This window comes from Methylobacter sp., from assembly GCF_023227905.1.
Taxonomy (GTDB): domain Bacteria; phylum Pseudomonadota; class Gammaproteobacteria; order Methylococcales; family Methylomonadaceae; genus Methylobacter_A.
The window spans coordinates 1-14,406 of record NZ_JALOCF010000029.1 but is presented as its reverse complement, the minus strand read 5'-3'; the positions used below and the strand labels follow the sequence as shown (position 1 = coordinate 14,406).

11 protein-coding genes and 1 pseudogene are annotated in these 14,406 nt (G+C 48.8%); 4 read left to right on the top strand and 8 right to left on the bottom strand.

Going from position 1 to position 14,406, the window contains the following annotated elements; all coding sequences use genetic code 11:
- Positions 1 to 142 precede the first annotated feature (142 nt).
- The gene (locus M0R47_RS12560; protein WP_292555252.1) at positions 143 to 1,390 is read right to left on the bottom strand and encodes a hypothetical protein; all 1,248 of its coding nucleotides are present in this window, start codon (positions 1,388 to 1,390) and stop codon (positions 143 to 145) included.
- A 165-nt stretch (positions 1,391 to 1,555) separates the two neighbouring features.
- Complete coding sequence (locus M0R47_RS12555) at positions 1,556 to 2,140, bottom strand: DUF1353 domain-containing protein (RefSeq protein ID WP_292555249.1); 585 nt, start codon at positions 2,138 to 2,140, stop codon at positions 1,556 to 1,558.
- Between the two features lie 454 nt (positions 2,141 to 2,594).
- On the opposite strand from M0R47_RS12555, the pseudogene M0R47_RS12550 reads away from it, so the two are divergent.
- Positions 2,595 to 3,035 (top strand): annotated as a pseudogene (locus M0R47_RS12550) (transposase); the annotation flags it as partial.
- Between the two features lie 407 nt (positions 3,036 to 3,442).
- Here the strand turns inward: M0R47_RS12550 and M0R47_RS12545 are convergent.
- The 5 genes from M0R47_RS12545 to M0R47_RS12525 form a co-directional block, all read right to left on the bottom strand.
- Positions 3,443 to 4,423, bottom strand: a complete 981-nt coding sequence (locus tag M0R47_RS12545) for a serine protease (protein WP_292555331.1) — start codon at positions 4,421 to 4,423, stop codon at positions 3,443 to 3,445.
- Between the two features lie 50 nt (positions 4,424 to 4,473).
- Positions 4,474 to 6,120, bottom strand: a complete 1,647-nt coding sequence (locus M0R47_RS12540; protein WP_292555246.1) for a hypothetical protein — start codon at positions 6,118 to 6,120, stop codon at positions 4,474 to 4,476.
- A 737-nt stretch (positions 6,121 to 6,857) separates the two neighbouring features.
- The gene (locus tag M0R47_RS12535; protein ID WP_292555243.1) at positions 6,858 to 7,670 is read right to left on the bottom strand and encodes a hypothetical protein; all 813 of its coding nucleotides are present in this window, start codon (positions 7,668 to 7,670) and stop codon (positions 6,858 to 6,860) included.
- A gap of 127 nt (positions 7,671 to 7,797) precedes the next feature.
- Positions 7,798 to 8,556: a hypothetical protein gene (locus M0R47_RS12530; protein ID WP_292555240.1), complete on the bottom strand. Its 759-nt coding sequence runs from the start codon at positions 8,554 to 8,556 to the stop codon at positions 7,798 to 7,800.
- Positions 8,557 to 9,159: 603 nt separating this feature from the next.
- Entirely contained in the window at positions 9,160 to 10,179 is a 1,020-nt protein-coding gene (locus M0R47_RS12525; RefSeq protein WP_292555237.1) for a hypothetical protein, read from the bottom strand.
- Between the two features lie 374 nt (positions 10,180 to 10,553).
- Here M0R47_RS12525 and M0R47_RS12520 point away from each other — a divergent pair, with 374 nt between their 5' ends.
- Genes M0R47_RS12520 through M0R47_RS12510 form a run of 3 tightly spaced genes read left to right on the top strand, consistent with a single transcriptional unit; the run spans position 10,554 to position 13,778 of the window.
- A complete protein-coding gene (locus tag M0R47_RS12520; protein ID WP_292555233.1) occupies positions 10,554 to 11,795 on the top strand; it encodes a site-specific integrase in 1,242 nt (413 codons plus the stop codon).
- Complete coding sequence (locus tag M0R47_RS12515; protein ID WP_292555230.1) at positions 11,792 to 12,769, top strand: tyrosine-type recombinase/integrase; 978 nt, start codon at positions 11,792 to 11,794, stop codon at positions 12,767 to 12,769. The genes M0R47_RS12520 and M0R47_RS12515 overlap by 4 nt, the downstream gene beginning before the upstream one ends.
- Entirely contained in the window at positions 12,762 to 13,778 is a 1,017-nt protein-coding gene (locus tag M0R47_RS12510; protein ID WP_292555227.1) for a tyrosine-type recombinase/integrase, read from the top strand. The genes M0R47_RS12515 and M0R47_RS12510 overlap by 8 nt, the downstream gene beginning before the upstream one ends.
- A 381-nt stretch (positions 13,779 to 14,159) precedes the next feature.
- Here M0R47_RS12510 and M0R47_RS12505 read toward each other — a convergent pair.
- Positions 14,160 to 14,406, bottom strand: a 247-nt coding sequence (locus M0R47_RS12505) for a RimK/LysX family protein (RefSeq protein WP_292555224.1), incomplete at its 5' end; no start/stop codon positions are given.

Below are 14,406 nucleotides of genomic sequence, written 5' to 3'. Positions count from 1 at the left end.
AGTTACCGTCATAATTGCTTCGGAAATTACCCTCATCCATTCTGGTTGTTGTGAGAACAACCTAAGTAATTCGACAGTCTAACGTTCAAGGTAACCGGTGCGCCGCTTCTGCGGGGCGTCCGGTTGACTGCAGTGTTGGGCGTCACGGTGGGGTATGTCCTGGACGATTTTCAGCGCTTGATATAAGTTCGCTTTGAACCCGATTCCGCACAAACCTACTTAGCGCTTGAGTGTTGCTGATGAGTGCCTTTGCGAGTAGGGCATCTTCTGACGGTCGCAGCGGCGGTCTATTGAATTTCTTATCAACGCTAGAAACGATTAATTCAGCTCGAAGCCATGCGGGAGGATGGCTCCGCAGACGGCATCCAAGTCTCTTGACGTCTGCGTCATCGTGAGAAGGGGCTTCATTGCTTTCTCGTGCAGCCTGAGCCTTTGCGACCAATCTCTCAACTACATCTTTGGGAAGCATGTCTCTCGTTCCCTGCCCGCTGCCGTTGCAGAAGGTCGCGTCCTCTAGTGCGTCGGCAATAGTCAAGAAGAGTATCGGTGCATAGGCTGAGATTACTTCGAACAATGGAACTTGAGCACTTACTGATCCTGACTCATCACGCGTCCTTGCTAAAGCGCCAAGTTCTATCCCAATTGCATCGGCTTTCAGTTCTTGCGACCAATCTAGAGCGCTGGATTCAACCTGTCTCCAACCCCCTCCCGTTGCTTCTGGCAGGCTAAGCATCCTTAACCCACGCTGAGTGTCGCCAGATAGTACGTGTCCAAACTCGTGTGCAACGATGAAACGTTCCACTGAATTAAGCTGCCTTATTACTAAAGGCGCCTCGTGGTTCGTGGCAAACACAATGTCCGGAACATCGGACCGATTTGCGAAGGCAACTAATATTCTGGTGAAGTCGTTGGTTAGCGACGAATTTTCAGAAACTGCGCGATGGAACTCACTCTCTGAAAAATTCAGAGATACGTTGCCCTCTACTTCTGTGATAGAGATTGTTCTATCAGAGGTTAAGAGCGTGCCATAGAGAAACGTGAACAGACCGCGATTGAGGATTACAAGATTCTCAGCGCCAATTTTCTGTGCCGCGGCATTGACCTCGCCAGTGGGGAGCGTGCCCCATACAATCATAGGGACTTTTTCAGCCTGTGTTTTGCGCCTTATGGCATCGCGGACGCTCTGGGAAATGTTCTGTGTCAGGAAGTAGGCACCAATCTCCTCGTAACGGGTTGGAAGTGTCACCTCTTCCAACTTTGCGGCACTTAGAATATCGCTAGCTGATTCCCATTCTTCGCGCCTAGGCAGTGCTTTTATTATGCGCTGTAGATCGGAAAGAGACGGAGGTTTTTGCGACTTCCCATAAGCACGTCGTTGCTGTTCTTCCAACCACTCATACGCGGATCCAGCTATGTCAGACTGGTACTTATATCCCGAAGTAAGTGAAACGTGATTGGACTGTTGTACCGCGTCAGGACTGGCTGTGACATAGGCGGATACGCTGAGTATAAAAGAAGATAGCAGAACTGTTAACCATCGGTCAGTCATAGCGCTTTATTTATCGAAGTCAAGTTCATACTCAGCAATGGGCTTCTTTGCTCCGAAGTCCGCCGGTGGTGGAACACATTTCCCCTCCTTCCACAGCCGCTCTGCGATCGGCGAACTGACAGCGAGGTGCATGGAGAATAATGTCGCCTTGTCAACTGCGACAAGCTTGGTCTCCATCATCGATTTCATGACTTCCGCCATGACATCGGCTGCATCACGATGTGAGAAAGCCTCGTACCCAGGCAGCTTGCAGTGCTTCATATCGAAGAGCCAATCGTGAACAATGAACGCAGGTGCGTAACCCCAAGGGGAGTAGTTCCTCAGTATCCAAATCGGGCGAGGGATAGACCCTCCATCGGTTAACATTCGACCGGGCTGAATGACGCTGCCGTTGCTACGAGTAAATTTGAGTGGCTTCTGTCTGTCAGGAATGAAAAGAAACTGATCAGGTCCGATCCACTGAACAATAAGCTTACCTTCTAGTTTACCGAGCTGAAACTCGTCGTAATCTTTCGCTGTTGCGAAAGCGCTCGAGAGTAAGCAAAACAGGATGACGACTCTCTCAATGAGTAGCCGAGTTCTGATGATCATCTTAATTCTCCTGTTGACAGGTCATTCATTTATGCCGGTTCGTCTACCGTTCACGAATAATGCTGAACTTGACGCCTAACAAATTATTATCTAGGTGTGAACATTTAAACTCGAACTGATGCAGTTGCAAATTAAAATAGAGTGAAAATAGAGTGAAAAAGACGAAGAACTTGACTTACTAGGTGTGATTAAAACTATATTAGTACATACTTGACCTGACACCGCTCTTGAAAAGAGTGTAATGGCCTAATAAAACCGGACACTTTCTTAAGCAGTCTTCTTGTAGAATTCCCGCTCAAATTCCAGCGGGATTGATAGCCTAATTTTGAGTGTGCGCGCTGACCATTATAGAAAGCCAAATAATCAATAATACTCAGCTTTCCGAGGGTGTAAGAATTTTTGTGTAAACGGTCATTTGGCGGGAAACTGCCAGTACTTTAGCAAGGAGTTAGAAATGACCGTAAGCAATGAATTAATCGACAGCCTGCTGGCTAATTACAAGAAACCCGAAGACCTGATGGGTGAACACGGAATTTTAAAGCAGTAGACCAAGCGGTTGGTGGAACGAGTCCTTGAAGTTGAGCTGGCCGATCACCTCGGTCACGCCCGGCATGAACCGGTTGCCAATCCGGCTGGCAACACCCGCAACGGTAAATCCAAGAAAACCCTCAAGGGGGAATTCGGTGAGCTACCGCTTGAAATCCCTCGTGATCGCCAAGGCAGTTTCGAGCCTCAGATTATCCCCAAGCACCAGACCCGCTGGAACGGTTTCGACGACAAGATCCTGTCGCTGTATGCCCGAGGCATGACGGTCCGGGAGATTCAGGCGCATCTGGCAGAAATGTACGGTACCGAGGTCTCGCCTACGCTGATTTCCTCGGTAACCGATGCCGTGGCCTGTTAAAGAGCGTGGAATATTTACTAATTTTACAACAAAAGAGCGTTTAAATTTTCCAGCAGCTAACCACTATCGGGTTGATCATATTTGTAAAAATATGAACTTGATCTGACAGCTTCAAAACCTTCGTTTGAATTGGCACTGACGGTCTCAGTTCGGCCAAAAATGGACGATCAATAAATCTCAGTAAAAGTCGGGTAAAGGCTCAAGAGCAGACATTTAACGCTAGAATTAAGCTGCCGATAACAGAGGCGCGAAGCGACGCTGCTGGACGGTCAGCTCAAAGACGGGTTGGGCGTTTTCGCTTCCAGGTATTCCGGCGGACACAGGCTCGCTGCATCCAGCCGAGGCTTTTCCTCGGCGTTTATACCGATATAGGCAAAAGTGCTAATGCATAGTCCCCGTTATTGCAGGCAGGCGATGCTTCGCTTCAATTCGTAAATGGGGTTTTCGCGCCGTTGAAACTCGCAAAAGTAGCGATACTCGATTACTCGAAAAGGAGGCTGGGTATCCCGGCTCTGTTCATCATCTCTGACGAAGGTGAAGGTTGAAGCAGGATAAGTCAACTGCAATTCGGCAAGAAAGTCATTACAAAAAGCACCTCTATTGTAGCCTCCGCTCCGCCAATCGCCCCACTTGCTTTTGAAATCGTCAACGGTGTACCCCTGAATCTCATGACTGGCGTGCCGGCATTCCGGAAAAACCGCGCATCGCCCCCCTGCCTGCGCCGAAGCCACAGCGGCGGCGTCGATGAGATGCTGAGCCCGGGAGATTGGGATTATATAGGTCACTAACTGCGCGCCGTCGTTCTTTGCGACAGCAACACCGACTACCGTCCCAAGCTGTCCGAAAATTGGGCCGCCGCTGTTTCCCGGATTGAGCGCCAAGTTTGTCTGCCACCACGGCTTCAACTGGCCATCGATGATGGTGTTGTTCGCAGTCTTCTCACCCGCCGGTACAACGGCGAGGTCTCCGGTAGACCCGAAGCCTAAGCCGATTAGGCCTGCGCCGATCGGGAGGGTGACTTGGTTTCCGATATCAACGGTCGGCCAGGTGTTTGTACCGGGCCGTGTAGGTAATTGCAGAAGCGCCAAGTCGACCGAAGAGTCGCGGACAGGAACTGTTGCCTCAACCGCCGGGTTCAACCGACCGCCTACGCGAACGGAAACCTTAGAGGACTGTACCGAGACGTCCTTGATGCGGGGACTCACGACATGAGCAGCAGTAATGACATGTCCGGCAGGCGAGATGATGAACCCACTGCCCGTTTCGAGTCCTTCACCTTCACTCGTGACATATCTGTACTCGATGTACACGGTCGCAGGCCCATTAGCTGCGAAGATGCAAGAGGAGTCAGGCGTTTGCGCCTGCCCCTTAATGGCCATACCGAGCAGGAGCCACAACAATAGTACGACTCTCAGCATGTCAGTTCCCATCAGTTCGTCAGGTTGCGACGCCGCAGTGGTTTGTATCCCCTCTGCCGCAAATCGCTCTCGAGATAGGATCTACGGCAGACACCGCCGCAGGACTCATTCGCCGCCGACTCGATCACTGTTACGACGCGCCCGTTAGCCCCCGGGGAGATCGACTCCACAAGACGCACGTGGCTCCCCGCCTTGTTGACAATGTCGCCCGGTGCAAGGTCGGACCAACTCACCGAAGTGCTAATTTCGAGGCGTGGCAAACTCACCGTTGTGTAATAGTTGCCGGTCTGCCATGCGTACGAGATGAAGCCGGAGCAGTCCATCCCAGTTGCTTTTGGATGAACACAGTTCGCATTCCGGCAGGTACAGTCATCGCCTGCAAGTCGGCCGCTGGCCAGATGAGTATTGAAATCCTCAAGCTTGCTAAAATAGCCCCCCCATCTATAAGGGATTGCTGTCACTTCATGGTCAAGCATTGCATTAAGACGTGGGGGGCGGTGCCAGATATCTGTGAGCGGACGGCAGCGGTTGTTGATATTGGAATGACTGAAGTTCGCTACCTTGAGTGGCCATTTGATCGTTAAAGGTGCATGACCTCGTAGCAGAATGCTTGTGCGACTAATCGGGTTTAGGGCAATCGGACTCACGCTCGGGGTCCCGTTCAGGCTCTCCAGTCTTTTAAACACATCCTCGTCATTAGAGATCAGGGTCGCATCTGAGTGCTGATCCAACTCCTTTGGTGTCGACTTTCCCATGGGTTCGAACGAGAGCACATCTAGCGCCAGTTCATTTTTTCCGCGAAATGCGAGGCTAACGACTCTCCCATCGATAAGTCGGGCGAATGGGCGCCGGGTCTCGCAAGCAAAGACCTCCCATCCAAGATATGTCTCGGACATAGGGCGCCCGCTGGCATCAAGAGAGATAAGGCGCACGAAGGTAGCCTCCTTAGGTAATTGACGGCTCTCTTGTAAAGAGACCAATGCTCCTTCGCCCTCCTTGGCCCACATGACGCGGACATTGACAATTCGCATGGAGGACGTGAGGGTAATCGATGCGAGCGGGCCGGATATCACATTGCTTGTAATGGTGGCCTGATTAGGGGTGAGTTCGGTTCGAGTGTATGCCCCGGCGGTAGCCAAGCCCGGTTCGATGAGATCTCCAATCTGTGCCGGATCCAGGCTGACCTGTATACGATTGCCACTAAGGTCTTCTAGAGCCAGGCCGCCCGCCGCTAGGGCAACCAGACGAACCGCGCCGGCCTCAGGGTTGTGCGCCTCTTTCTTCCGGGCGAGGACGCTTCCCTTTTCATCGATCAGAACGACATCGCCGAGCGTTCCCACTACTACGTATCCACGAGTGGTTGCAACGAGGTCGGCAGGCTCGACGAGGTCTTCGGGGAGTGGAATATCCTCAGGGGCGAGCCCACCGACGACGACTATCTTTCGGTTCACCTTATCAAGAACCGCCAGTCTGCCCGCGCTTGCTGGTGTGACAGTCGCCGGACCACGGCATTCCTCGTTGGGACTCATGATGAGTCCGATCTGGCCCGATCCGGAGCCGACTGGCAACGCCGTCGAGCGCACATCCTGTGCCTGAACGGAGAGAGAGGCCGCAACCAGAGAAAACCACACGATGACGCAATAGGAACAGACACGCATTATTATCACCCCCGGTTTGATTAGTCCAAAAAAGGTTTATTCAACTCTGTTATAAGATCCAGTGCTGCGCTGTCTACACAGCTTCTGATCCGTGTCAAGTACATGTAAGGACGTGTCCATAGTGGCTTCGAAACACGCGCAGTCGCGGAGCCACGCAAATGGGACCGCATTCCTGCTATTGTCTAGAAATACCAAGTTAACTAACCCGAGCGCATACGAGTCCGTGAAAATGTCGTTCTATTGTGAGGATTGCCCCCCAGCTTCCTTGCTCATTCGAAGATGATCAACAAGTTATTATCCAAGTCGGTATATTTACGCCGACACTCAGTCTATTGCAAATGCAATTTCAAAAAATATCCTGAAACGCTAAGATATTTAGCGGGATAACGCTCATTTTTGGCATAATAAACAAATCGGGATAATTCCAAAGCCAAATTTTGAATGACCCAATTATCCCCCAGAAACTACATTTTAAAAACATAATCCTTTGATTGCTAAGGATCCAGAGATTGCTAAAGGGGTCCAGACCGTGTAAAAACGCAAAATCGGATATATAGGCGATTTCGGTCGATTCCGGCTTATGTTATCCAGGAATTGACCGAAATTAAACCTACTGGGACTTTAAAGCCATGCAGCTTTCAATTAACAGTTGCTGGTTCGAATGCCTTTATTTTTCGGCGCAATCCGTCCTTTAAGTATTTTTGGAGCTATGAATTGTTGTCTGGATAAATTGTTGGTTATTGCATTCCACAGATTTCTTTGTTTGCTAAAATGTAGTCTTTAAGTTCAGAGAACATCTCTACACACGAGGGCATAATCTCGGCGACTTTTGAATTGATTGGCCCGTAGTGAGCGCGGTCCACTCGCAGCATGATTGAGTGATATTTTGCTGAAAAACCTTGGCATGATTTTGTCAGTGCTTGAAAATTAACGCCCTCACCTTCACCCCAGTTTTTTAATCTAGGTAATTTGGATACTACGTCTATGCCGGTGCAGGGAAGATATAGATCGCTAAAGCACTCAATCTTATTTGCTTTAGCATCTTCGTAAAGTTTTCCAAGCTCATTACTTTTTCCAATTGAGTCGTAGCTCGTTTGAAATGTTCCTGCTTCGGCTTTCGGTCCAGTTCTGTTTTTACGAGCATTAAAGCTAGAGTCTTGGCCACAATTATAGCCGCCAGAGGATTCTTGCATACCAGAGCCGATCATCAACGCATAGAGATTTTCAATTTTTGCTGGCGATCTGTAGTAGGCAAGAGCATCTTTTGTAGGGGAGCCTAAAGTACCAGCAGAAGCTCCAGAAGGGGAGCAAACCTCTTCAGTGAAGTTCGCAATTAGCCCCTGCAAAAATTTCTTAGGGGCTCTACCTTGTTTTTTTTTGTACGATTCTAAATAGCATTTGTGTCCTGAACTTTTAGCGATTACCTTTTGGTAATCGACCTTAGTTTGATTTGATTCGGTTGGCGCTGACCTTGATGGTGTTGGAGTTGGTGTGGTTGGTTCAGTAGCGCAGCCTACCAGTAACAAAAATACGATCAGTGTTTTCTTCATTGAAGAATTCCAGTCCTGTTTGAAAGTGATGTTTTTAGTCTAACATGATAATTAAGGAACTGCAGTCTACAGAGCCTTAGCTATGCCCAAACTCCCAATTCCAACTATAAATTTTGTTTTTACGCTTTTACTTTTCGAAGCGAAGCTGTCCTTGTAACTTTTGAACGCTTCGCGTGATCTCAAGTAAAGAATTGCTTGTTTTGATATCCGCTGGTGCAGCCTCGGCTTGCGCTACAAGCTGGTCGATATCAAAGGCGTCAAATCCTAATATAGTACTGCGATTTGAGTTTTCATCTTTCCGATAAACACCTACCTTAACTCCTGTTACCTCCCCAACCTGACCACTTGCATTTGCATCGATTTTGACGAAATTTGTGAGTTTTTGACGAGTAAGCACAACACTCTTTACCCACAATCTTGAGGTGTTACTGTTTGGTTTAGGGTGTTTTTTAACCCACTCAGTAAGTTTGGTGATTACTTCATCCGTGTAGTCTGTTGAAGCTCGTGAAATGTCATCGAGTTCGAAGTCAACCATTGCATCCGCAGACAAGTTAGCCGCAAAGGCGAGGTACTGTCCGCCGCCCGATACACCTTGTTGAATTCTTGAGTGGTAGTAGTTTAGAGATTCGGTTATAGGAAGGGCGGTTGGCGCCTGGTTTAAGGAGCGCAAGATGCCTACCCTTAGGGGGTCCTTTCCTGATTCAACAGATAGTATGGTTCCAGCAAGCTCTTGAAATTCATATACAGCAATAGCAGAAGGATAAATAGATCGTTTAGTGAACGATTCAGGCATCACCGCATTTACAGGAGCTTCGGCAAACTTTACGCCAGCGCATCCAGAGAGCGCAATACAGAAGAGAATTGATGGTAGCACTAAATTCTTCATAGTCTTATTTTTCCGTAAGATTGGTGAGTTATATATAAGTTGGTAATTTGAATTTGTTCTTAAACTAGTGCGATACGATTAACGTCAAGACTCCTTCTGTATATTATCCAAGATTGCCTAAGTCTAGACAAAAACCAAATCAAGTTCTTCGTGGTTCCGCCTGTATGTCTAACTTTGACGGTTGTTATAGGCTGTTTTTTATCTTGACGACCGCTATGTGGAAGTAACCTGTCGAGCACAAGCAGGTGACATAAAAGAAGGTAGCTTGAGCCGGTTTTGCTCATACAATTGCGACAGAGCGCTACCGACCGAGGCTGTGTAAAAACGCACGGCCAAATCCATCAGATTTAGAAATTGCTCCACTGAGCAGCCAGAAATGAATAATTTATCAATGGCCGACTTTACAACGACTGATACTTCACTCAAATTTAGCATAATAACTCCACCGCTTTCGCTGTTTTTGCGTTTTTACACGGTCTGAACTATAACCGGTCAATCATAGATGGCATATGAATGGCTCGTAAATCTTGAGTTTATTTTGTACACGTGCTTAGCAGTATAATTACCACGAAAAAACCTGCTTCGTCTTAATAAATTAAGACGTTAGAAAGAATTATTAGTCAGTTTGCGAACGTGCCTCAGATCAACTGTAGAATTCACACAGGGATTGCTCAGAATATCCGGTAAAATTTTATTGAAAAACTCTCGATCCTCCGATGTCCAATCGGTCCGGTCGCCATTATTTCTGGCAATCATGATGACGTAACCCATTCGCCGTAGTACTTCTGCTCGTTGGTTAGGTTCACATCCTGCTCCCTGTTTTGTATTTAGAACAAACTGTAAGATGTCACTGACTGAGATTGAAGGGCCGCGTATTTTTATTTGATGCCCCATCATTGTTGCTTCTCCTGTCATCAAGAATGGCTTCAATTTGTTATTAATGCTTCCGAAGAGGTTATGGAAATCCATAATCAGGAGCTTTGCTGCGAGGGAGTTAGCTAATAGTTTGCTTCCGCCGACAGAGCTTGTATCTAAGTCTTTTTGAACTCTGGCGATGAAATCAACTTCGTTCTTGACATGCTCTACGTGGAGCGCATCTATGATACTACGTGATGAACTACTTTTTAGTGCATCGTTGGCGCGTATGAGCAGAGCTTCAATACTTGGATTATCTTTTTTCAAAAGATCTTTCGCAGTTGGCGCGCCCTTACCGACCAATAGCGTCCTCATTAGCTTGATATCTGCCTCTTCAAATGCGAGTGACTTTTGTTCGCCCCCCGTTTTTTGCAATATTTTTTCGAAGACAGGCCAGGCCTTATCGTTAGTGCGCAAATCCATCTGAGACACCCCAAAACTCAAGCCGCTCTCACTCATACCTGAGCGAGTCAGGCAATACGCGACGCGACCGTTATCAGATTCATTGACCATCATTGTCAAGTGGTAGGCAAAAGCTACATTGCTACCGATATTCTTGATTGACTCTTGCCCAGCGTAGAATGGAGCGTCGCACTTCGGAAGGGTTACTGCTATAGCCTCACTAGCAAAGATAATTAAAGCGATCAGGTACATCATACTTACCTTTATCGCTCTCTTCATAGCGAATTCATACTGTAGATTTCTCATTTTTTCAGTTCCTAACTAGCGGACAGATGGGCCAATCATATCCTCTACGATCAACTTAGACAATAAATTTAGCAATTTCATTCAAACTCTAGCTGCATATTTCTTCATGCAGGGTAATATACAGTTCTTAGGATCGTCCGTTATCTGGCAATAAGCAGACGATCAAGAAAACACCTTGAACGGCAACTCAGGGTCGCTATGTTAAGCTTAACATAGCGACCCCTATGTGTAGTCCCCAACTATGTGTAGTTTGCTAATACCTCCTACCTGAAAGCCAGGACTAGACCGGATTACGGCCAGTACGAACGATGGTTGGCTTGACATAGTTTTGCCGTCGTCCTGAAGTGAAAACTTATTCACCTCAGGAGATTGTCATGAATACTGATCACCACACCTGTAGTTGGCTGCTTGAAAGCCAATTGGCCCTTTTCGTTGATGCTTTCATGCTGCACTTGTTCGACTGCCGCTATGCATTCAATACCATTAATAACTACCTTGCCGGCCTGACTCATTTCGCTCACTGGCTTACCGAGAATAGCATTGATGTTAAACACATTGATGAAGCGCTAACTCAGCGATTTCTTGATGACCATCTGCCGAACTGTCGATGCGCAAAACCTGCATTCAGTAACGCCAAAGATTTGCATGCGGCATTGGGGCATTTGTTAGCACTGCTACGCCCCCACACCATCATTGCCGATCCTTCACAGGCTCTACCCCCCGTAGATGAAGAGCTACAGCGATTCGATGACTACATGAACCACGTCCGGGGGCTCGCAACCAGAACGCGTAAGCACTATCTCGCTATCATTCGTTGCTTGCTTTTAGAGCAGTTTGCCGGGCGATCCGTGGTGATTGCGGCTATAAAGCCCGATCAGATTCGCCAATTTATTGCCAGCCAAAGCGCGCGATGCACTGTGTCGGCGAGTATCGGGATGCCCGTTTCGGCATTGCGCTGTTATTTTCGTTATCGCGCTACTCTGGGCGATGCAATACATCATTTGATAGGCGTCACCAGCTTCCCGGCCAACTGGCAACAAGCCACCCTGCCAAAGACACTCACCAACAGCGAAGTCGAACGCTTGTTAGGTGCGCTGAAGCATGACGGGCCGGCGCCACTCAGAACAGCGGCCATCGTCCATTGTGCGCTGGACCTTGGCTTACGCAGCAGCGAAGTTGCTTACCTTCGCCTTGATGATATTAACTGGTCGGCTGCGACTATCACACTACGCGGCACTAAGGGGCGACGCGAGGACACCATGCCTCTGCCAGCAGCAACCGGCCAAGCGATTGCCGATTATCTGAAGTACGAACGGCCAACCACCATTAACCGGGCTGTGTTTGTGCGGAATGTCGCGCCCCGTGATCAGCCTGTTGGTCCCGATCTGATCCGAAAATCGATACGCCAAGCCTATGCGCGAGCGGGTTTGCCTTACACGCGATCACACCTTCTACGGCATACCATGGCAAGCAGACTTCTGGATTCGGGCAGTTCCCTCAAAGAAGTCGCGGATGTCTTACGGCATCGCTCACTGAACACCACATTGGTTTACGCCAAACTCGATAGCAAAAACCTGACCGCGGTTGCCTTGCCATGGCCCGGTGGTGCGTCATGAACACAGCCATCACCATGGAAACCCATGCCGAAAATTACTTGCGTGAACGGCGTCGTCTGGGCTTTGGTTTACGCACGCCGGGATATTCGATCCTCAGTTTTGCGCGCTACATCGATAGACTGAACCTTCAGGAGCCGCTGACGGTTGAGATGATGGCAGGCTGGGCCAGACAAGATCAAGGTCACGCCAACAATCCATCCACCTGGGCAAGGCGTTTGAAGCATCTGCGCTCGTTTTGCCGTTATCTGCAACAGTTTGACCCTCGGACAGAGATACCAGACGACGGCATTTTTGGTCGAACTGGACAACGATTGACACCGCATATTTATAGCGAACAAGAAATCATCGATTTACTGGCGGCCGCCCATCATCTGACGTCATTTATTCCTGGATTACGTGGCGCTACCTACGAGACGCTATTCGGGTTAATCGCGTCCACGGGGCTTCGAATATCCGAAGCCCTGCATTTACTAGACGGGGATGTCGATTTGAAGGCGGGCACGCTGACCATAAGGCAAACCAAGTTTGCTAAATCCCGCTGTGTACCACTCCACCCAAGCACCGTAGAGGCGCTTAAGCAATATCGGTTACTCAGAAACGGCATTATCGAAGTGACGTCGGATACGCCGTTTTTTGTCGGTTCACGTGGCCGGCGTCTTGGACAGGCGCTGAATTTGCGCCAAGTGCATCGCGTCTTCAACAGCCTACGGGACCAGTTGGGCTGGGTCAATCGCGGCGCACATCAAGGTCCACGCATCCATGATTTAAGACACACCTTTGTTGTGCGTCGCCTATTGCTATGGCAGGCACAAGGCCTGGATGTCGATCAACAGATGCTGGCTTTGTCTACGTATGTAGGACATGCCATGATCACCAACACGTATTGGTATCTCACGGGCATCCCGGAACTCATGACGGTGGCCGCCGATAAGTTTGAAGCCTTTACCCAGGCAGCGGAGGTGCGCCATGACTGAAGTAGCAACGCCACAACCGGTGTCCTTCGCCGCATTGGTTCAACAGTTTTTTACCGAATATCTGGTCACCCAGCGCGCCTTAAGTCCACGGACGATTGCATCGTATCGGGATGCCATGCTGTTGTTTCTGGATTTTACACAGCATCGCTTGGGCAAAGTGCCGACCTCACTGAATCTCAGCGACATTACGCCCGATTTGATACTGGCTTTTCTGGATCATCTGGAGCAACAGCGCCACAATGCAGTGCGTAGCCGGAACTTGAGGCTGACCGCATTGCGCGCTTTCTTGAAATTCGTCGCACGCCGCGATGTGTCTTCGTTTTGCGTGATTGAGCAGGCATTGGGCATACCGATGAAACGCTTCGAACGTCCCATGCTGGGTTTCCTAAGCCGTGAGGAAATGCTGGCGATATTAGGTCAACCTGGTGAAACCTGGACTTCTCAACGAGATCATCTATTGCTCACTATGCTTTATAACACCGGTGCCCGCGTCTCCGAAGTCATTGGCATCAAGGTAGGCGATATCGTCATGAGCGAGTCCGCCTGCGTCCATCTGCGCGGCAAAGGGCGCAAACAGCGCGCAACGCCTTTATGGAAAACAACAGTTCAGGAAATCCGGGCTTGGCTGAAGCGTAATCCAGGATTAGGTGCAGATGCCGCTTTATTGCCTAACCGGGAGGGCAACGCAATGACGCGATTTAATGTCACGCAGCGACTCAATATCGCAGTCGCCCGTGCAGCCCGGACGGTTAGCAGCCTCTCCAAACGAAAGATATCTCCGCATACGATTCGGCACACGACAGCGATGCACCTGCTACAGTCTGGCGTGGCTTTTAGCGTGATTGCTTTATGGTTAGGACATGAAAGTACGACCACTACCCATCGATATGTGGAGGCCGACTTGGCGATGAAAAACAAGGCACTGGCACGACTTCAAGAGCCAGAAACAACCATGTACCGTTATCATCCGACCGATGATGCGTTGATGCAATTTCTTCAATCATTATAAATATGTGTAGTTGCGATTGGCCCTAAACGGCTTCGTTCAAGGCCAATCCATTACATATACACATAGTTGGGGACTACACATAGGGGTCGATAGCAGCTATTCACTTTTTTATCTTTGGATGATACCGGTATCAGTCTGAATTGAAGGTATTTGAACAGCAAAGTAACAGAACGTGATAGTAGTACCGATGCCGTTAGAGCAACAGATGTAACATACTTATATCAGGGGCGCTACTTGTTACTTACACTGATATTCATAACGAACGAGCTCATCCAAAGGAAATGGAGGCTTACATTTCCTTTGGATAAGCTAAATCATTATTAGGTCATCATGGGGCAGAAACTTATGTCGTGCGGTGTGTAGAAATGGCAACTTCGCCCGCTAATCATCACTGTTTTTTTCAACATCCACTAGAAAACGACCACGCAGCCAATTCCTACCTAACAATATAGGATATGCCATAGTCAGACGGTCATTAAGCGTGAAGAGAATGGTTTTTTCTGAGTCATGCCATTTCACCGTTAATGGCACCGTGTATCGCCGCTCTTTTCCTTCGGCTGTCTTCACCATCACTGCTGAAGCTACTCGCGTGTTAATCTGTCTAGACTGGCCATTCTTGTTCACTATA